Genomic DNA, 21,925 nt, shown 5'->3' with positions numbered 1-21,925 from the left:
GAGACTACCGGCCCCGGCGATGATCGACGCGGTACCGGTGGTGACGATGTTGCGCTTTTCAGTGGCGAACCCGTCCGTGATCGTACCGTTCTCGGTGGAGACATAAACGTTGCCCGAATTGGCGATGAGTTGCCCAAGAATGATGTAGTCCGCGGCGTGAATGCGGATATCGCCGTTCGTCGCCGTGATGGTGTGACCATTCATGTCGTAGAAGTTCGTGGAGATAAGATTGAGCTCGTCAACCGTCACATCACCCGCGAGGGTGAAGTTCCCTTGCGCCCGCAAATCTCCAACCACATCCGTATCGCCAAGGAAGAGACGTTCTTCGGCAAGCACATCGGCGTTCCCGCTCGCGTTGAGCGAAATCGTCAGATCGTTTGCGTCACGCAGCGCGATATCCGCCGCCGCTGTCAGTGTGACATCGCCCACGAAATCGTTCACGGAAACGCCCGTCTCCGACACATTCGCAAGGGTAATATCATAGGCATCGCCAACGGTGCCGGCGCCCATTCGCGTCGTTCCCCCGACGAACACCTGCGTCCCTGTTTCTTGGCGGATCGCACCGCCCGTTTGCGCGTTGAGATCACCCGCGACGGTCACGGTCCCAAAGACGAGCGCGCCCCCGGTCTCCAGCGTCAGGTCGCCTGTCGCAGTTCCGCGCAGCGTCAAGTCATTCGCATCGGCCAGCGCCACGTCATCCGCCGCGAACACGAGATCCGAGCCGAGATCGTTGCCCGCATTTGTGAGCATCACGGCAGCGCCATCCGCCGTCACCGTGAGGAGCCCCGAAACTATAAGTGCTCCCGTCTGTGAGATATCCCCACTCGTCACCACGTTCGCGCCACCGTCGATGGTCAGGTTGCCGAATGACAGCGCCCCGGACGTCACGTCGAGACCATCCGATCCGATCACCCCCGCAAGGCTGAGTGCGCCCGAAGCGGCCAGTTCCGCGCCCTCGGCGGTGAGTTCAACACGGCCGCCGAAGCTGTTCGTCGCGGCGTCCAGCGTGATCGACTTGCCCTCTCCAGCGACAAAGGCGCCCGCCCCCGTGAGGGACAGCGACGTGCCCTGGCGCTGCGAAATGGCGCCGGATGCGGTGAACGCTGTCGTCCCAGTGGCGCTCACGTTGCCCAAGGCCAGATCACCATTGACGAGGATCGAAACCAGACCTGCGTCGGTGATCGAAAGACCCGCCCCGAACTGCGCGCCATTGTCCAGCGTGATGCTACCGCTTCCTGTGCCAATGCGTGTGGCACCTGTCACGTTGACCGAAGCGCTATCGGTCAGCGAGGCCGCCGTAATATCAAGCGCGCCCCCAATCGTCACTGCCCCGAGATCCAGCGTTCCACCGGCATTGAGGCTGAGATCCCCCGTGATACTGCCAATCAGCGCGGTATCGCCGGAGGCCGCAATCTCCACATCGGCCTGACCGCTGACAGTAAGCGTTCCGGCGAAACTGTTGTTCGTGTCGTCGAGAGATATGTCCGCATCGCGGCCGGCAGTGAGTACCGCGTCGCCCCCAAGAGAGATTGCGCCCGACTGGGTGATTGCGCCCGCAGCCGTGAGCGTGAAGAGCCCGCCCACCGAAGATGTCCCGAGGTCCACAGTCCCGGCACCGCGGATCAATGCCGCTCCGCTCACATCGAGCGATACAGCGCCCGTGAGGGCATTGGTTGCCCCAAGGGTGACCGCAGACGCCTCAATCATGGTCGTACCGGAGACGGCGATCGTGCCTTCGCGCTGCGTGACCGTTCCGCCAGTGAAGTTCAGCGTCAGGTTCCCGCCGACCGCCAACTGGCTCAGCGAGGCCGCGCTGCCGGTCAATGTCATGTCGTTTGCAGCAGAGACCGTACCGCGCAGGGTCAAGGCCCCCACGGCAGTCAGGGAGAGATCGTTACCTGCACCGACAGCCGCGCCAGCAAAGGTCAGGTCATTGGCGTCAAAGAGCGTGATCGCGCCCGCCCGGACCACACTCACCTGCCCCACAAAGTCGCTCGCGGTGTTGGTCAATGCGATGGCCGCACCATAGGTATTGAGCGAGGTCGCGCCAGAGGAGGTGATGACACCTGACCCCGTCAATGCGCCGCCAGTTATGACGGTCAGGGCCCCCGTCGCCGTGATCGTCCCCAACTCAAGGGCATTCGCATCGCGCAGTTTGATCGTGGCGCCGCTCGCGGAAATCGTGCCTTCGAAATCGTTGCCGGTGGAATCGAGCAGCACATTGCTCCCCGAGAACTGAGCAGCCCCCGCCACGTCAAGCGCACCGCTGTCCGTGATCGCCCCGACCGCCGTGACGGACAGGCCCGCGCCCAAAGTGCTGTTGCCGAGTGTCAGCGCGTTGGCATCGCGCAGGATCACGTCCCCGTCGCTGATCAGACTGACCGAGCTGCCGAAATCGTTCGCGGCGTTGCTCAGGTCAATCGCGGAGGAAGCACCACTGCTCTCAAGGGTCGTCCGACCCGCGACCGTGATGATGCCGGTGCTGCTGATCTCGCCGCCAGCCGAAACCGATAGACCGCCGGTGAGGGTCACATCCCCGAAGGTAATGTCGTTCGCATCGCGGATCGTGAGATTCCGGGCGATGACGCTCACGGTGCCTTTGAAGTCATGCTCAGCGGTGAGGATGACGTCCTGCCCGGCGGCATTGATGACTGTGTTTCCGTCAACGGTCCAGACATCGGCATTGTAGATCTTGCCCGCCGAGGTCAGCGTCAGATCCCCTGTCAGGGTCGCGCCCACAAGGTGCAACGCTCCGGCACTGGTGAGCGCCAGACTGTTGGCATTCAGCACCCTCACGTCGCCTTCGAAAAGGTTTTCGGCATGGGTCAGGAGGATATCCGCGCCGCTGCTCCCGGTATCAAACGTCGCCGCGTCCGTGATGGTCAAGCCAGCGCTGGACGAGGTCTGTGTGATCGCGCCTTCGGTCGAAATCTCCGCCGTGCCCCGCACGGTCACTGTTCCGAGGGAAAGCTCATTGGCATCGCTCAGCGCCAGATTGCGCGCGCTGGTGATGGTCACCGTTCCGGCGAAATCGTTGTCCGCCGCATCAAGGGCGATATCGTTGGACCCAGCGTCAATCGTCGCCGTGCCGTGCAGCACAAGGCTGCTTCCGCTTTGCTGAGCGATATTCCCGCCCGAGGTGATCGAAAGAACGGCCTCTGGATCCGCGAGCGAACCGAGCATGGTATCGGCGAAGGTCAGCGCACCACCCGTCGTCGCCGCAAGCTCGCTCGTCACGATGCCGGACACCGTCAGCGCATTGCGATCGGCAAGCGCCACCGTGTCGGCATTCAGGGCCACAACCCCGGTGAAATCGTTCTGCGCGTTGGTGAGGGTCACGCTTTGCCCGGAGGCGTTGATGGCCATGGTCGACGCCACAGTGATCGCGCCGCTCGCAGTGATCGCAGCGGTCGAGGTCAAGGTCGCCGCGCCACCAACAGTCAGCGTGCCAAGCTCCGCGCCTGCCGCGTCGATGACGAGGTCGCCGCCGATATCGGTTGTCCCAAGGGTCAGCGCCGCCCCGGACGCCAGATCCGCATTGCCATCCACCTGCCCAGAGAGCGCGAGCGCTCCGGCGTTGGAAAGCGCGAGGCTCCCCGCTTCGGACACAGCAATCGCCCCACCGAAGGCATGATCGACCGATGCGAGAGAGATGGCTCCGCCATTCTCGGCCCTGAGCGTGGTCGTGCCGCCAACAGTGATAACTGCGCCCGCATCTGTCAGCGATCCGCCAGACGTAAGATCCGCGGAACCGCCGGTTGCAAAGGCCCCAACTTCCAGATCTCCGGTCGTCTCAAGCGCCGTGTCCCCGGCTGCCGACCCGGCGATCGACAAGCTGTCAACGGCGTTCAGCGTCAGATCCGCCCCGCTGGTGACATTCACCACCCCGCCGAAATCGTTGGCTCCGGTGAGATTTACGGATGAGCCCGTCCCGCTGACAAGCGCTGTGGTGCCGGTCACCGAGATGGCCGCTGTTCCTGATATGCCTGCCGACGACGTGAAGCTGGCAGCCCCCGTCACACTCGCTCCCGTCAAGGTGAGGTCCGCGCCGGCGATAACCGTCAGCGCAGTCGCAGTGCCACCCAAAGTGAGCGCACCGGCATCTGTGATGGAAACGGCGCCCCCGGAGACCGATACCGTCTCGAAGTCATTCGTTGCTTGGGTCAACGCCACGGAGCCGGTCGCCGCGATAGCCGTGAGGCCGCCCACCGAAAGCGCGCCCGTTTGGCTGAGATCCCCCGCCACATCGAGCGTTAGGCCCTCCGTGAGCGTCCAACCGCTCGTGCCCGCGATGAGCGCGCCGTCACTCTCGATGTTCGCGCTCGCGCCGGTGAGGGACTTGATGGTGGCTGTGCCGCTGGTCCGCGTGGACACCACGACGACTCCCGTACCACCGGTCAGTTCCTCAATGTCATCCGCCGCGATCATAAGGCCATTGCCGTCGGCGCCTATGCCGGCGCCTGCCCGAAGGATAACGGAGCCATCCGTATCAATATTGGCGATCTCGGCACCGCCGAGCTGGGCGTCATCGCCATCCGTTATCGCGCCCGCCGCTGTGATCGTCACCGGGTTGGCGGCATGGATCCGGCCAAGGGCGATCCCCCCGCCCGCCGCGTTGAGTGTCACCGCGCCATCCGTCTGAATGAGCGAGCCGGTGCGCATGTTGATATCACTCGCGCCGGTCGATACCGATATGTCGCTGGCTGTACGGGAAACGAGCTGTCCACCCTCTCCAATCGAGACCCCGCCAGTGCCTCCCGTGACCGCTATGGAGCCGGTGGCTGAAATCGTCCCGGCAACTTCCACGGCGCGGCTGTCGAGAGAAATCGTTCCGGTGGAGTGCATCCCCACGATGGTCACGTCGCGACTATCGAGATCCAGCGCCACCGCGCCTTCGTAGTAGCCCGCGAATGTGGTGTCGCCAGAGGCGCTGACCGCGGCATTGTCCCACTGGTCCCATTCGACAGAAACGTTGCTGGGATTGGCTTTGAGGAACTCGGAGAACTCAAGCTGAGTCACTCGGGTGACGTCTTCGATGTCGAATACCGATGTGTTCCCTGCGGTCGAAGCGTCGGCCATGTTACGGGCGATAGCGTGGAAACTGCCTGCGATCACATCGTAGCTTCGGCTGAGATCCACCCCTGCGGCAGGTGCGAACTGCGGCGCATCAAAGAGGATGTCGACAGAGTCGTCATCGAGCACTTCGCGCACATCTCCGGATGTCCGGATCGTGACATCGCCAAGGGCCCCTGCGTCGATAAGGTCGATCAGCACCCCGCCTGTCAATCCGCTGCTGCTCGTCAGGGTCTGAAGCGCGGAGGACGACAGGTTGTGATCACGAACCTGCGCGCTGATCTCGGCCTCGCTCAGACCGAGACGACGCAGGCGCGATTCCAGCGCCTCCTGTTCACCGTCGATCGCACCGGTATCGCCCGAGAGGAAGAGCATCGAGTTGCCCGCGAGATCTTCTTCGAAGGCCGCGTTTCGTATGACCAGCGTCCCCGAGGCATGAACTTCGAGATCCCCGCTGGCCTGCGTTACGTCAAGCTCCATCGCGCGGGTGTTGATGAGCGTCACCGACGTTCCCGCCGCTGTGACGGTCATGCTGTTCACATCCGTACGCACGTCGATATCGGCAGCAGAGGAAAGCGTGATTGAATCCGCGCGGATGAGTTCTGTGCCGCTGATCGAACCGACCTTGCCTGCCGCGCTAGTAAAGCTGGCGCTGCCGCCGGAACTGGCCGTGTTCGTCGGATCGGCCGGGATGGCTGCCCGCTGCATCTTGAAATCAACGCTCTGCGAGACTGTCGTTGTCAGACCAAGCGTGCTCAGCGCCGTCGCTGTGATCGTAACGTCATCCGCGATGCCCACTTCGAGGTAATCGGCCTCCTTGAGCGTATAGGTCCACCGACCGTCCGCGTCGACACTTGCGCCACCAGTATTACGCCCGACGGTTATCGTGACGCTGGAGCCACTCTCGACCCAACCGGACAGGATCACCCCATCTTCGCGGGCCGCATCCTCACGCGAGACCGTGTTGCTTCCGTTGACCGCGCCAAAGCTGATCGACGGTGTCCGCGTTGCGACAGTCAGGCTCAGGGTTTCTGAGCTTGTGCTCAACTGGCCAACCGCATCGGTCACCTGCGCTGTCAGGCTATGAGTTCCGTCGGCAAGAGGGATGGTCGGAACAAGCGACCAGTTGCCATCGGCGTCGGCAATGGTTTCTCCGATCACTTCGCTCGTGGCGTCGACGGTGAGGTAAACAGTGACCTTCGCGCTTGCCTCTGTCGTCCCGCTCAATTCCGGCTGCGAGGTCGCAACCGTGGAGGCTTCGGCAGTAAGCGTGGGTGCGGCGACCCTGGTGTCGATGCGGAGGTCGATCGCGCTCGACAGCCCGCTGGAGGCCGATCCGGTGCTTGCCCGGGCCGTTACACTGTAGCTGCCCTCCGCAAGATCGGAGGTGTGGGTATAGGTCCAGCGGCCCTGCGCATCGGCGGTGATCGTGGTCGTATTGAAGGCGGTCGTCGCGCCATCGAGGAACAGGTCGATCGTTGCGCCGGCCTCGCTCGTGCCCTTGATGATCGGTCTAACAGCGCTCGTGGCGTTGTCCGCCGGGCGTCCGGTATCGTTCCCAAGGCCAACCACCACTGGTGCAGCGACCGTTCCGAGATCGACGTTGAGCGTCAGCGCATCCCCCGAAGCCGCAGGCCCGAAGTTGCCCGCCGCGTCGATACTGACCGCAATGATGGAATAGCTGCCACCTGTGAGCGCTTCGACATAGTCCGTCGCCCCGATGGACCACGTGCCATCGCTTTGCGCGATAGTCTCGGCCAACAACGTGCTGGTATCCAGATCATAGAGCCGCAGCGGAGCCCCGCCGAGCGCATCGGTACCGGAGATTTCCGGCCGCGCTGTCGTGGACAGATGCCCATCAACCGCTGTTTCCGTATCGATTTCAGCAATAGCAGGTGTTTCCGTAGGGGCCGTTACCGCAAGTGCAACCGTCTGCAGAATTGTCGCAGAACCGCCGCTTCCGGTCACCACGAATTCGAGCACGATGTCCCCGTCGTCCACTTCGTCCAAGTCACTTGCCGTCACCTTGGCGCGCCAATTCTGGCTCTCCGCCTCTGGGAACAACTCTGCGGTAATCTCCTCCCCATTGGGCAGGCGGAGTATGACAGACGTCGCATCGATCCCGGCCGTGCCCCGGATCTGAAGAACGCGGGCCACATCCTCGGCGGCGATGATGTTTCCGGAATTGACCTGCGACACCGATAGCGACGGGGCAGATGCAGAATACACCGCGTCGTCCGACGCAATCGGGGTCACCACGTCGGTGATCTGCGCGGTGAGCAGATCACCATCGTCGATGGAAAGCCCCTCAAGGCTGACCGTCCAGTTGCCGGAGGCACTGACGATGGTCGTGCCGATCTCTGTGGTACTTTCGTCTGGCTCGGTCCGGATCAAACGAACCGTCGCGCCGACCGGGCCGGTGCCCTGCACCGTTGCCCCTGTCAACTCGTTGGTCTGGGTAAGACCCGTGATGACCACCGGCGTCGTATCGTCCGCATCCGGTGTAGAGGTGTCGGACTGGCCCCATGTGACGATCTGGGTCACCGCATATTGCGCATCCCCATCAGGGTTTTCCGTCACGGTCGGCCCGGCACCGGTAAAGGTCAGCGCCGTGTCGTCCAGTACCAGCTTTGGGATATCCCGGAAATTGAGGCTGCCGCCAAAGGTAATACGATAAGTCTCGTCCGTTCCGTATGTGTTGACGACACTATAGCTCGCCCCCGGAACATCCATCCGCTCAAGCACTTCTTCAATGGCGGCTGCGCTCGTTTCATCGAAGCTGATCGCGCCGCTGCGATATTCTGTGCCATCGAGCGTGAAGGTGAAGGTGTAGGTGCCATTGGTGACATCCGTCAGCGCAATTTCCTGCACTTCCGACGTAGTGGCGGCATCAAGGATGGTCACAGCGGCCGTTCCAAAGAGCGTCGTTGCAACTACGGTGGCTACCCCGCTGTCGGGCGGATCTATCGTGATCTCCGGCGGCTGCGTATAGCCCGCCCCCGGATTGGTAATGGTGATCTCGGAGATTTCTCCGTCGACCAGCGTCACCACGCCTTCGGCCTGCACTCCACCATCGGCTACCGGAATATCGGGCTCTGAGAAGACGATTGACGGGGTCGAGCTGTAGTTTTGCCCCCCGGAGGTAACAAAGGCGCTTTCAACGCGTCCCATTTCCGCCACGAGCGCGTCGGAAAGCGTGTAGGTCCAAGCCTTGGGTACAGTGGAAAGCGGCACGGCATCGGTCGTTGCTTGTTCCTCCGCCGGCGCATCGACCGTTACTGTGGGGACGTTCGCATAGCGGGCCCCGGCCACCACGGTGTATCCAGTGACCTTTCCGTTCGAGATCGTCGCCACGGCCGTGGCTTGCGCCGCATCCTCTGTCACCGTCACAGTCAGCGTGTCTGCGGCAGTGAAGTTCGGATCCGTGAGCGTGAGCCCGGTTACCACACCATCGGTGACAACGGCTGTCGCTTCAGCCTCGTTCGTGCCGTCGGACACCGTGACTACGAGCCCGCCCTGAGAATAGCCTGTTCCGCCATTCCCGATGACGAAGGTGACCACTCCGGTATCCGCCGCGGTGGCAGTGACAATGGCGTCCACCCCATCTGGGGCATCAATCGTGACGACCGGAACGGCGGTATAGCCATCCCCTGCGGTCCCCAGCGCCAAGGCGACCCCGTTCCCGTCCAGTGTGACCGTCGGTTCTGCGGTAACCGATGCCGGTGCCGCGATCGTGACTGTCGGCGGTGTCAGATACCCCGATCCGTGTTCCGTGATCTCGAATGCGGTGATGACGCCGTCGACAACCGTTGCCACGGCCTCGGCGCGTGTGCCGGCCAGATCTGGCTCGCTGAAGGTGACGGTCGGGGGATTGTCCGCCGAATAGCCCTTGCCGCCATCGGTCAAGGGGATCGTCGTGCCGACCATCTGCCCGAGGTTGAGGGTTGCCTGCTGGACCCCGTTGACGACGACATAGACGACCGTCGCACTGGTCTCGCCGCCAATCGTAACGCCAGTCTGTCGATCCGCTTCGGAGACGATGTTATCCCCGGTCACGGGATTGAACGACAGGGCGATGGACTCGCTCGACGGTGTGATCACAAGATCGGTGGATTTCGTGCCGACGTTGCCCGCCGCATCGGTCGCAAAGGCTTGCAGGGTCCGCGCGACCCCGGCTTCCCAGACCGAGTTTGGCGCCCATGTCCAGGTCCCATCGGACAGAGCACGGGTGTTGGCGATGACCGTGTCGCCTTCGGTGATGCTGACGACCGCGCCGGCCTCGGCGATGCCGTAGATTTCCGGCCGACCCGCGGTAATGTCCACGGCCAGAATGGTTGGAACATCGGGTGCCGTCGCATCGACCGTAATCCGCTTCTCTGCGCTTTCGCTCTCGATGCCGTCCTTGGAGGCCACGGTGGTGACGATATAGACGCCTTCGTCCGTCTCCGGCAGCGTGGCGCGCCACACCCCGGTGAGGGGGTTTACATAGGCAAAGCCGGTCACGGAGGCGTCGTCCTGCGCGCCGCTTCCGCTTGCAGGCGTCCAGTCGTAGGTCACGGTGATGGTAGAGCCCGGCTCACTCGTTCCGAAGATTTCGAGGCCGTCGATATCGGTGGTGAAGAAGTCCGCAAGGCCGCTGTCGTCGTTGACCCGGTCAATCTCGGGCGTTTCCGGCTTCACCACGGCAATGGTGATATCACGGCTGAACGTCGTGGAGTTGCCCGCGGCATCCGTCGCCACATAGCTCAGGGTCGTGGTTCCGTTGCCCAAAACGGAATAATCCCCTTCGGTCAGGCTGTGGCTCCATGTGCCAGCAACGACCGGCACCCCTTCGACGAGAGCAGAGCCGTCGGGAAGCAGGATGTCGACTTCCGCCGCATCGGATGTGCCCGTCAGTGAAATCGCGCTGACATCTTCCACGTCCGCCCCGGTGATGACGGTATCGGAGGTGATCCCGGCGATTTCGGTAAAGGCCACTGTGGGTGCGGTCAGCGCGAGTGTCAGCGTATCAGTGAGTTCGCGTTCCGCAGTTCCGGCGAGCGGATTGTCGGCAACGACCTTGAATACCCCGGCGCTTGCCTCGAGTCCCGTCTGATCCGTGGCGTCGAGCACATAGGTCCATGTCCCGTTCTCGACCCAAGCCTCGCGGCTCGTGCCATCGATCTCGATGCGGATTCGCGCGCCGATGTCGGTCGTCCCGCTAAGCACGTATCCTTCAAAGAACTCCGTGACGGTCACAGGCGGCAGGCTGCCATCGGACTCTGTGGTCAGGGTCACGGCAGGTGCACTTGCCGAGCCAATCAGGATGCTTGTGCTGCCTGAAACTCCGCTTTCGTTGCCCACAGCATCGGCGCCGCGCACATAGAGAAAGTTCACCCCGGTCACGAACTGGCTTTGACCAGTGTCGAGCGTTCCGGACCAATCGCCATCGCCATTCGCGGTGGTGGTAAAGACCGGCGTTTCCAGATCGTCGTTGGCATAGACCGATACGGTGCTGCCAGCTTCGGCAGTACCGCTCAGCGCCGTGCCGATGGACGTGTAGGTAACCGCCGGAACGGCTGGCGGCGTCGTGTCCACGGTTATGGTCACGATATCAGAAGGCGCGCTTGCCACATCGGCATCACCGGCCGCGGCCTTGTCAGCGAGGTTGACCGCGTAAACGCCATGCGCCCCATCGGCCATCACTGGCATGAGTGCCGTCCAGGCGCCATCCTGATCCGCGCGCGTCTCCGCAAGGACCTCCCCGGTGGTTGAATCGCGAACCTCAATGCGCGTCCACGCGGTTGCGCCGGCGCCCGAAAGCTCGAACTGCGCATCGCCCACGGTCCCGGAGGTGGTGATCACCGGTTTTTGCGGCGCATCGAACCCAGCCGCGACCGGGCTGTCCGAGACGGTAAAGGTCGTTTTCGCGGAGGAATAAGAGACGTTCCCAAAAGCATCGCGCAGCGCAACGATGAAGTCATAGGTCCCGTTGGCGAGGCCGGTCGGGTTAAAGACCAACTCGCCAGCCAAGTCGTCATCTGTCAGGACGATGTGGTCGTAGACCTGCCCCTGTTCGTCCTCCAGCGTCATCACATCGCCGACGTTCGCGCCCGCGGTGGTGGTGACCTGAATATTCCCCGTGGCAAAGGTTTTCACCTTGTCGAGGTCAACATCGCTCCCCGCGACAAAGGTGATATTGCCCGTGGTCGTGCCTTCGGGGCTGTTGGCGGTAATGGAAATCTCATTGTAGGGCGTCTGCCCTTGGAACAACTCCACGCTGCTGCCGTATTGAGCTTCGAACTTGTAGGCCAGCGACGTCGCCGTGGCCTCCTGTGTTTGATGGAGCAGAACGACATCTGCCAGATTGGTGCCCGAAACGGTCAGCGTTCCGGAAGAGGCGTTCTCTGCCGGGGTATGCACGAACCCGGATATGACGATGCCCTTGGCATCCGCGCGCGTAAGATCAATGGAGGCTTTGTCCGCCGAAAGCGTGGCCGTTATGCCAATCCCGGCGATCTGGATCGCGTTCGCCAGCGCGGAAAGATCCCCGGCCTCCACATCGACCGAGAAATTTATCGTGGCAGAGGGGTCCGCGGTGCTGGCCAGATCGATCTGCAACGTTCCATCAGCGGTAAGCCCGCCGAGTGTCATCGATGCCCGCTCCGCAAGCGCGAGGGGCGTCACATCGACAAACCCGCGATCCAGAACATTGATCAGACCGCCTGCCGCCGCCATCTGGGTCGAAGGCGCGGCGATTAGTGCCCCCTTGGACGCAACACCAGACGCGCCATCCACTACCAAGACGTAGAGATCGCCGGAACCCGTTGGCGAAGTGCTCAGAACCTGAATCGCCTGCCCGGGATTGCTGGAAGGGATGTTCAGAACACCGTCGGTGTAAGTCTCGGCAAAGCGATAATCCCACCCGTCGAGAATATAATAGACGGTATCACCTTCGATCACGCGGTCCGTCTTGTAGGTCCCGTCCGTCACGCCGTCTTCGTCCAGCCCTTCGAGGAACTCAGCGCCCGAAGCTCCGGTGACCACACGCATCTCGGCCACTTCCGAATAGACCTGTACCTGCTCGGCGACATCGCCGCGCGCATTGAGGACGATTTCGGTAACGAAGGTGCCCTGCCGCGTGCTGATCGGCGCGTCCAGCTTGATATTGCGCCCGGACTGAATCTCTACCCGCGTGATGTCGCTCTCACGGCCCACACGGATTTGGGATTCCGCGTTGATGCTGGCGGCCGAATTGATGACAAGCTCGGTCGCTTCATAGGCCTGCTGGGTGGGGATCACGAAATCCGCGCCCATCACGAATGTTACTGTGTTGACCGCATCGATCCAGAGATCGTCGCTGATCACAAGCGCATCGGCCGCGTCCAGTGTCACGTTTCCAAGAAGTCCGCCTGAGACGATCGCGCCCGCGGTGCGCGCGGTCAAAAGCGTCCCGCCCTGACCCAGCGCAGCCAATTCGCCGCCGCCCGCCGTCAGGGTCAGGTTGGTTGTACCCGTCTCACCAGAGATGGACAGGACCTCCATCGCCTCCGCCGTGCTTATCTCAATATCGCCGGCGTCCGCCCGGGCCGAAGTTAGCAGAAGCTGCGTGCGGTCATCCGCCCCGGTATCATGCAGGGAGATTCCGCCTGTCGATGTCATGACATTGCGCAGTTCGGCCACGTCGACGACAACAGTGTCGATCCCCGTTTCCGCCACCAACTCAAGCGCGCCGCCCGTATCCGTATCGACCCGAACCTGCGGGCCAGCGCCAAGGCCTCGGATCACCCCCTGAGAGGAGGTGATGGAAATGTCGAGCGGCAGGTCGGCAAGGTCGATGACCGGGTTCAAAGTCGTGGATTGCGGCGTACGATCGGCGCTGCGGCCTGCGACGATCCCCGAGAGGATGCCGCCGGAGTCCGCCTCATAGGATGATAGCAAGATATCCCGTTCACTGGTGAGCGTGATCAGACCATCCACGGTCACGAGGCGTTCGACAGTCAGTTCACCGCGCGATGCCCCACTCTCTGCAATCGTGCTCAGCGTCATGTCGCCGACACCTTCGATCCGCGCGTCGAGCAGGTCGATATCGAGGTTGGAGAGGGATATCCCGTCGTAACTGCGCAGGCTGAGCGCTGCGGCCGATACAAGCGTGTCTGACATCTGGGTAATCTTGGTTGCGGCCGCCACGTCGATCAGGCCACCGGTGAGCCGCCCAAGTTGTACCGAGCGCAATGCCGCCCCATCGCCGTCGCGGCCACCGATGACCGAAGACGGCGTGGCAAGGCGGATCGCATCCGTACCTGTGGCCCCCGCCATCAGATACCGCGCAACAAGGTTCCCCCGCACGGTCATCGTGATGTCGCCCGCATGGCTCTCTGCCGACACCACCTCAAGATCACCGTCGTTCTCGATCCAGATGGGTCCTGCCGAGGTAACGCTCGCCGTCAGGCTGCGCGCATCAAGGAGGAAAGCGTGGGTCCCCGTCGCGTCGCTCTGAATACCGTCTCGGGCGGTCATGATAGCGGTTGCCGCCGTGACATAGTTCCCCGGGGTCGCCCCGGTGCCGTCCACGGTTCCGCCAGATGCATAAAGCCCGCCGCCAAGCGCATTGAGCGTCATCGTACCGGTCACATTCACCGCACTGTCGCGGAAAGTGATGTTGCCTTGGGTCGCACCCGCCGTGATCGAAAGGTTCGCCGCATCGATATCGGTGCGCAGGGCCGTCAGCACGTTGCCGCGCCCATCTGTGCCTGCTTCGAGATTGGCGGTCACAGCCTCCAGCTTGCCGAAGGCATTCAGGTCGGCGGCGGTTTCCACCTCGACCGTTCCGCCGGAGATCAGATCGCCCTTCAGATGGATCGTCTCCACGGCAGAGATCGTCGCTCCACCCGTAACCTCGATGACCGAAGCCAGATCGGTTTCTACCCCGCGGCCCGCGCTCAGATCGAACGTCCCCCCCACCGTCATTTGGGAGCTTGTTGTGGGCACATAGGTCGACAGATCGACACCTTCCGGCGTCTCGCCAAGACGGAAATCGCGCGCAGATGTGATGCTCAGGTTTCGGCTCGTCTCCAGATTGCCCGAGAGGCGGGTATCCCGCCCGGAAATGATCTCCACATCGCGGCCGTCGACGGAATTTGCTCCAAAGACCCCAAAGGTCTGCATCGAAGTTCCGCCATCGCCGCCCTCGATCCGGACCGTCCGAGTGGTGGTTTCGATCTGGGTGATCGCCTCATCGCGATAGAGTGTCTTCTTCGCTGTATCGACGACCTTGGTCTTGGTGTCATAGGTGCGGAACTTGGCGCGGTTGTCGTATTCCGGGGTCTCATTGGAAACCCACTGATACTCCAGCTTGCCACGACCATCCCAGATCTCTCTATCCTTCGAGGTCCAGGCATAGTGATAGTCCTGGAAATCTTCCTTGACGGTGCTGCTGTCCCACTCGTTCCCGGTCTCATAGACGAAGTAGCGGCTCCTGTAGCCGTTCAGATCATTGAACCGATCGTTGGACAACTGCTCGACAGCATATTCGAAGCCGGAGTTGTTCGGTTCGCCGGAGTTCCAGTTGTTGTACGTCGTCTTGTAGCCGTAGATCGAATAGTGGTTCGACGAATAGCTGCTATAGGAAACATCGTAATAGAGCCCCGGGTTCGAGCCTTGGGAATTGAGCATCCCAAGCCAAACAGACCCGTTCGTAAGCCTGCCGACAGCGGCGCGCTGCGTGGAATTTGTCACGTTCGCAAGCGTGTAATGCTCCGTGGCATAGAAGTGGTTCGTCGCGAACGAAGACAGATTGTACTGCTTGTGATCCCAGTCATAGGTCGTGCCGACCGAGACATTGTGATCCGATGAATTGTCTCTGTTCACATCGCCAGAGAGACGCTGAAGAGAAGCCGTGGTCTGAAAGTAAACATTCTGCGCGACGGTACGCAGAGCACTGTTGCTGTCATAGCGCCAGTTCTCGTCGTTGTTCAGCGTCCATTCGGGCGTCCGCAGTACAGAGACATCCCCTGGGCGGTCGATCAGCGTAAAGACCCGCTCGGCATCGTCCGGTGCCGCGATCTCATTATTGCCGCGGCTTCCGGCATCATAAAATACCTTCCAGTAAGAAGGCTCGTTGTCGTTATCAATCGTGTTGCGCGACTTATAGCGGCTCTCATTCGGGTCGGCGAGCGTCTCTGTATCTGTAATCTTTTCCTGCACATAGGCAGAGGTGACCTGATCGTAGTAAACCGTCGCGGTGTCCTTGTAGGTACCGACGAATTCCTCGAATTGCTCGACGCTGCCTTGCGAAACCACGCGGCCAAGATCCGCCTCGGCACCGACCGGAAGGTAGATCCACTTGTCACTCAGCCCGTCGATGGGGATGTTGACGGTGTGCATGGGACGCGTGGTGCCGGCTGCGGGATCCTTCGCCCAATCGGGAAGCCAGTCGCCGTTGCTCGATGTCCCGTTCAGGACCCGATGCTTTTTCAGGTTCTCGGCGGAGAAGGTATAGAGCTTCTTGTACCCGCCAAGTTCCTTGAGAACCACTTCGACCTGCAAGTCGTCGAGTTCAGCGAAACTTTTCGGATAGCCATTGGTATCATTTCCCGGTGGGCTGACAACGCCCCAGTCGATGATAGGGCCGGATCCTTTGGACGCCGAGGAATTCCGGTAATCCACCCCTTCGACGAAATACTCCCGCTTGGTCTCACCGTCGAAATAGCCATCCTGCACAAGGGTGACATCCATGGTGGTGAAAGAATATCCGATCTTGACGGATTCAAGCCCGACCTGCTCGGTGACCGTTGTCGTGACCCAGTTGACCACGGGGACATCGATGACGGAATCCACCACCTGATTATAGCCAGTGATGACAACCGTATCGACGGTTTCCGTGGACAGGATCGGCGTGAGCACCTGCCGCTCGCCGCCCGCGCTGGCGGAGGCGTCCATTTCCACGTCGACCCCGGCCAGAAGGCTCACGTCGCCATCGCTCGTGACCTGCCCCAAGCCCAGCACGTAGATCGAGCCGAACCCCAAGGTGGCGGCGTCGATCACGCCCCGCGCGGCGCCAACTGTCGTCCCGTCCGGCACGATGGCCGACAGCCCTGCACGAATGTCGATCCGCGCATCCGTATTGCCGGAAGTCGTGCCAACCGAGCCATAGATGGATACGTCCCGCGCCGCGTTGATCCAGACGTTGTCGCGCGCTTCGATATTCCCGCCCTGATAGACCGTGGAGCCACGCAGATGCAGCCAACCTTCGGACGTCAGCGCGGCATTGCCCAGCCCTTGCACTTCCACGCCCCCGGAAGTGGTGTAGGACTGATCGGACTCGATAAAGACATTCTGGCTCGCCACGATGGAAATGTGGCTATCCGCATCCCATGTCTTGAGCGCGGCACCTTCGAGCACAGACAGGTTCGTGCCCGTGACCTCGATTGCTTCCAGCGCGTTCATGTCGGCACGGATCAATACCTGTTCGTCCTGCGCACCGATGATCGTGACGCTCGCGGCATTGGCCGTGGTCACAGCCGGATCGCCCGCGACAGTCGCCTGTCCGATCGTTCCGTCAAGCAGCAGACCACCCGAGCCGGTGATGCGGATCGCCCCACCCGTGCCGGTATCGATGATCGCGCCGGTTTCGCGGATTGGTGAGCCGCCTTCTTCGGTATCGCTGATGCTCGCAGCCTCAAGCCCGTTGTCTTCTGTGACGGTCTCGCCCGAAGCATCCAGCACGAGGCTGCCATCGGCGGTCATCCACTGGCCGTCCTCATCAACGAAATAGGTGCCCGCAGAGGTCGCGCCGCGTGCCGTGTTCATGCGGTATGTAAGCGCCGTGGAGGTGACGGAGTTGGCAAGCGGATCAAGCAGGCCGCCTTCGATGTCGACCAGCGTGTGCCCGAAGGCGAGCCCCGAGAGGGTGATCAAACGGTCGGCATTGATATCCAGCGTGCCGCCGGCGCCTTCTGCCCGAATGGCTCCCTCGACCAACAGGTCGCGCTCGGTGTTCAGCGTGATGGTGCCTGAAGTGGTACCGTCAGCACCAAGGCTCAGAACCGTGCTGTTGCTATCAATCCAAAGGCCCGCGCCGGGATGATCGGCATTGTCGTATCCAGTGCCGCCCTGAAGCGCGATGTCGCCCGTGGCAAAGATATTCCCCGGTGCGGCCGCGCCGCTTGCATCAGTGCCGCCAAGCCTGATTGTATTGCCAGCTGTGATGGAAACCGCGCCGCCCTCTGCCACGGCGACTGCGCTTCCGGCATCGATCCCTGCACCGGCGTGGATCACACCGGCAATTGCCACATCCACCGCTTCGATCATTATCAGCGCGTCCAGCGCGCTTGCGGTCACCGCGCCGCCCGCCCGTACAGTGAAGTCCCCAAGCAGAGCGGTCGTCAGGCCGGAGCCCGCGTCGATCGTTGCACCCGAAGTACTTGTGGTGCCGCCGACAATCATGTTGTCGCCCGCAACACTCATCCCGCCCACCGTGACGGCCGCACCTTCGAGCGTCAGGTCGAGCCCGAACTCCAGATGCAGATCACCCGAGGCGGTGAGGTTGGAGTTGAGACGGATGGCACCGAGGGACGTCAGGCGTATCTCTGGTGTGCTGTCAGGCGCCTCAAAGCTGCTCTCGATCACCCCTTCGAGAAGGAGGTCAACTGCCGACATGTCGAGTTGTCCCGCAGCGGCGATCCGCCCGCCTTCCTCAGTCACCAGAACTTGCCCCAGATCCGAGGAAATCTCTATCGTCTGATCAGCGCGCAGGGTTTCGACAGCGCCGTTGATCACGACCTGATTGGTGCCTGTGATGGTGATACTGCCGCCGGCATCAACGGATCTGATGGTGGAGGTATCCTCCAGCAAAAGGCTGACCGCATTGGTTCCGCCCGCCAGAACCACTTCGTCATCGGCCTGTACCAGCCCGCGAATTGTCAGCGTTCCTGCGGAGGCGAGCTTCACATCATGTCCCGCGCCCCGCGCAATAAGATCGCCGCGCAGAATGCCGCTTGATCCCAGATCGAAGCTGATATCCCCGTCGAGCGTTTCCAGAATACCGGTGACATCGAGGTTGACACCTTTGCCCGCGGCAGCGTTTCCGGTGTTCATGACGATATCGGTATGGGCGCGGATCTTGCCCCCGATGTATAGCCCGCCATTCGGTCCTTCTGGCGCACCAAGGTTGATGACGGAGCCTTCTGCAGCCGCGTCCATGGCAAAGCGCCGACCCGAAGTCGCGCCGATGATCACGCCGCCCGCGCCTTCTACAGCGCCCGGAATGCCCGCCTCGAAAATGGCCCCGAGCGCAGCGCCGTTGATCGTCTCGCGCAGTGTGCCGCTGGCCTCCGATGCCGCAAGAATGCTGACCTCATAGGGGCCAGCCAGACGCAAACGCCCATCGCGCAATTTTGCGGTGACATTGCTCCCGTCGTCGCCCGGTGTGGCGGCGAGTCCCTCATAGTCGGTCAACAGCGGCGGTGTTTCTATGCCATTCGGATCATCCGTCTGCACCACGGTCCATGTGGCGGACGACATCGCGGCGTTGAAATCAGCCAGCAGCGCTTCGATCGAGGTGTTGTCCGCTGTATCAGCGGCCGTTACGGTGATCGCTGCTTCGATGGTATAGCTCACCCTGTCGATCTGCACGATGACTGTGGCGTCTTCTTCGAGCACCCCATCCGCCCGCGCGGCCCAGCCGCCAAAGACCAGTTCCTGAATGTCACCGGGCGCAAGGATGGAAATGTCGCCGGGGCCATTGAGATTGATGACACTGTCTTCACGCAGCGTGCTGATCTGAGCCGATCCAAGCAGGACAAGCCCTTGCCCGTCATACTGCGTGGCGGAACCCGCTGCGCCCGGTGTGCGGCTGTCGAGGCCACCGATCAGATTGACGGATTTGCCCGCCGCGATGTCCGTACCCACGATGATCTGACGATCCGCGCGGACCGTGATTTCAGAATCGACATCGTAGTGGACCACATTGCGTCCGATGTACTTCCCTTGGCTGTCGCGGATCATGTCGCTGCGTCCGCCCGCGATGAGCAGACCCTGCATCGACATATCGCCCACGCCATAAAGCCGGATTTCCCCGTCGGAATAGTCGACGCCGGAGGTCCGGGAACGGGTGCCATCCTCGGCATAGTCCCACCGGCCTTCGGTCACGATCTCCGCCGCAGCATGGACAATAAGGCCCATGCCAGTCTCTGCGTCAGCCCCGCCCTCGACATTGACCAGACGGCTCGCAGAGAGATACCCGCCCGTCTGGATGACCTCTCCCGCCTCATTGAGAGTCGAGCCGCCGACAAAGATGCGCCCAGTGCTGGAAACCTGAATGTCGCTGTCCCGACCGGACCAGACGAACTCCTGCGAGAGCAGCGCTTCGGTCGAGTCGTCCTCAGGCACGATGTTGCCGAATGTCTGGTGCAATCGCCCGCCAGCCGTGATGTAGCCCATGAGCTCCATCCGCTCCGAGCCGCTGATCGAAACCGTGGACCCCTCACCATTCGCCCCGAGACCGAGCGCCGTGATACCCCCCGAAGTATTCACCAGAACGGAAAGCAGGTTGGGATCGCTCGCTGGCGCATCGGTCATCTCGCTACCGGTCCAGTGATCGTCGGCACCGGGCGTTCCGCCGTTGAGCGTCACGTCACCGCTGGCCTGCAGCCCCGATTCTATCCGGATTTGCTGACCCGCAGTGACGGTGATGTCGCTACCGCCGTTGCCCGCGTCATCCAGCGCAAAGGTCACACCCGTTTCGCCCGGTGCGCCGCCCGCGATGATCGCGCCAAAGATATCGACATCCTCGGCCCCGATGATCGTCACATCGCCATCAGGTGCCGTAGTGCGGTATTCGCCCGTCGCAAAGGTATAGACGCTGCTGCCACGTAAATCGGCACGCCGACCCGTCCCTTCGATCGCCTGCCCATCGACATCAACACCGCCATAAAGGTTCAAGGCGGTCGTCGCAGTGACGAAGCCTTCGACGAAGAGGAACTCGTTTGACTGCAGGGTGAGAGAAGCGCCCTCGCCCGTTGCGTTGACGTTCCCCCGAACGATGACATCCTCATCGGACCGCAGGACCATCGCCTTGTCGGCGCCGAGGCTGCTGACCGTGCCCGTGATCAGAAGGCCGTAACCCCCAGTGTGGTCCGCGAGGTAGTGGTTTGGGCTCTGATCGGCGATGCCGGAGAAATAGCCCGTCTTGTTGAAGATCGCATAGCGTGGAACGAAATCTGGGTTCTCCGTCCCATCGGGCAGGGTCCGCAAGCCATAGGATTCCCCGTCGTACTTCTGTCCCTTCGCTGACAGGACGATGTCACCGGACGCAGCAACCGCGCCCCCCAGCAACAACGCCCCTTCGGAGTTGATGTTGATCGTTCCGTTGTCGCCAGTAATGACCTCCTGGCCATCAATGTAGTCGTTCCCGGCGCGGGTCTCGGTCCCCGAATTTATCGCAACAACGTCGTCGGACAGGATGTTGATCGTCGCATTCTCGGCCTCGGCGAGGATCCGGGACAATTCAACGAGGATGATCGGCCCGGCACTCTGAATGTTGATTGCCGAATCGTCACCGTGGATCGTGATCAGGCCGGCGGTCTCGATACTGTGCGAGGTCGTGACGTTGATCGCCGCCCCATCGCCGAAGGCCTCGATCGTCGCGGCGCTGTCGACCTGAAGGCTCAGCGGGCCCGCGACATCCTGATAAAGTGTCCGGCCCAAATAGGCATCGTCGCGCAGGGCGTCGCCCGGTGCCCCGGTGATGGTAAGATCGAGCTGATCAGTCCCGCGCAGCCACCCGGAGACCACGGCTTGTTCAGCGACGGCAATGTCGAGATGCTTGGCGAAGAGCCCGGAATCCGCCTGACCTTGCGCATCGTGCACATTCTGGCTGCTGACCCGCATTTTACGCGTCTCGATATGCAGCGTGTTGTCGGGGGCCTGCACATCCCCGATGACGACAAGCTCATCGGTATAGAGGAAAGTCTCATCGCGGAACGAGGCGACACGCGTGTCATCGTCCCGCAGGATCGGGTTCCCTGCTTCGGGCTCGTACTTTACCTGAGACGACACTTTGACGTCGCCCATGTGCATGACGTTGTCGAGGTCCAACCGCCCAAGGTGAAGCGCTTCAAACCCATCCGCAATCGCCGCGATATCGCGAACCGAAAGGTAGTATCCGGGGTTGTTCAGTTGCTGGTTGCTGTCGTCGCCATAATCCCCACCGACCAGATCTTCTGCAGCCGTACCAATGAAGTAATCCGACGCGGCTTTTTGGGTTCGAAGCGTCAGCAGGCCCGTCCCGACCAGCTTGCTTGCTCCAGAGGCCAGATCAAGGTCATCGCTGGTAAAGGTGATGAACCTGCCTTCTTCGAGGGTACGAACGAATCCGCTTTCCAGCTTCAACAGCGAGTTGTCCGCCAGCAGGTCGATCTGCAGGTCGCCGTGCGATACTTCGACGGCGACGTCCGTGCGAACATCCGCCCGGTTCTTCTGCAGAAGGTCGCGCCACGCAGCGGCGCCTACGGCCGAATCTGTCACCCAGTCTTCGCTGTCTTCCCATTGACTGTCCGATGGTGTCGCATCGATCACGTAGCCGGGGTTTTCGATCAGGGAATGGACCTTCTCTTCCCGCAAGGTCAGGTAATCGTCCTCGATGATCACCACGTCGCCCACGCCATGTCCGGCGGTCGCGATGGTCATTTCCGCAATGCGGGTCAGGATCGGCTTGTCGAAACTGCCGACCGCGTCCTTCGCCTTTATGTTCAGATAGGCCCCGGCACCGTCGATCCGACTGGCGTTGGTGTTGATGAAGCTGCCGTCGGCCACTTGGATCCGCATCCAGCTTGCGCCGTCCGTTCCGTCCGCAAGACCAGAGGCCGAACGG

General features: G+C 61.9%; 1 protein-coding gene (only partly in view). It reads right to left on the bottom strand.

All 21,925 nt of this window come from inside a single coding sequence — locus BM234_RS14470, Ig-like domain-containing protein, on the bottom strand. Of the gene's 53,475 coding nucleotides, 25,715 precede the window and 5,835 follow it; the stretch shown corresponds to coding positions 25,716–47,640 — codons 8,572 (partial) to 15,880 (complete); reading right to left, the first codon wholly in view occupies positions 21,922 to 21,924. Both codon boundaries (start and stop) fall beyond the window edges.

It is taken from the genome of Poseidonocella pacifica (assembly GCF_900111875.1).
Lineage (GTDB): Bacteria > Pseudomonadota > Alphaproteobacteria > Rhodobacterales > Rhodobacteraceae > Poseidonocella > Poseidonocella pacifica.
Note: the sequence above shows the minus strand (reverse complement) of the source record. Positions and strands in the feature narration are given on the sequence as shown.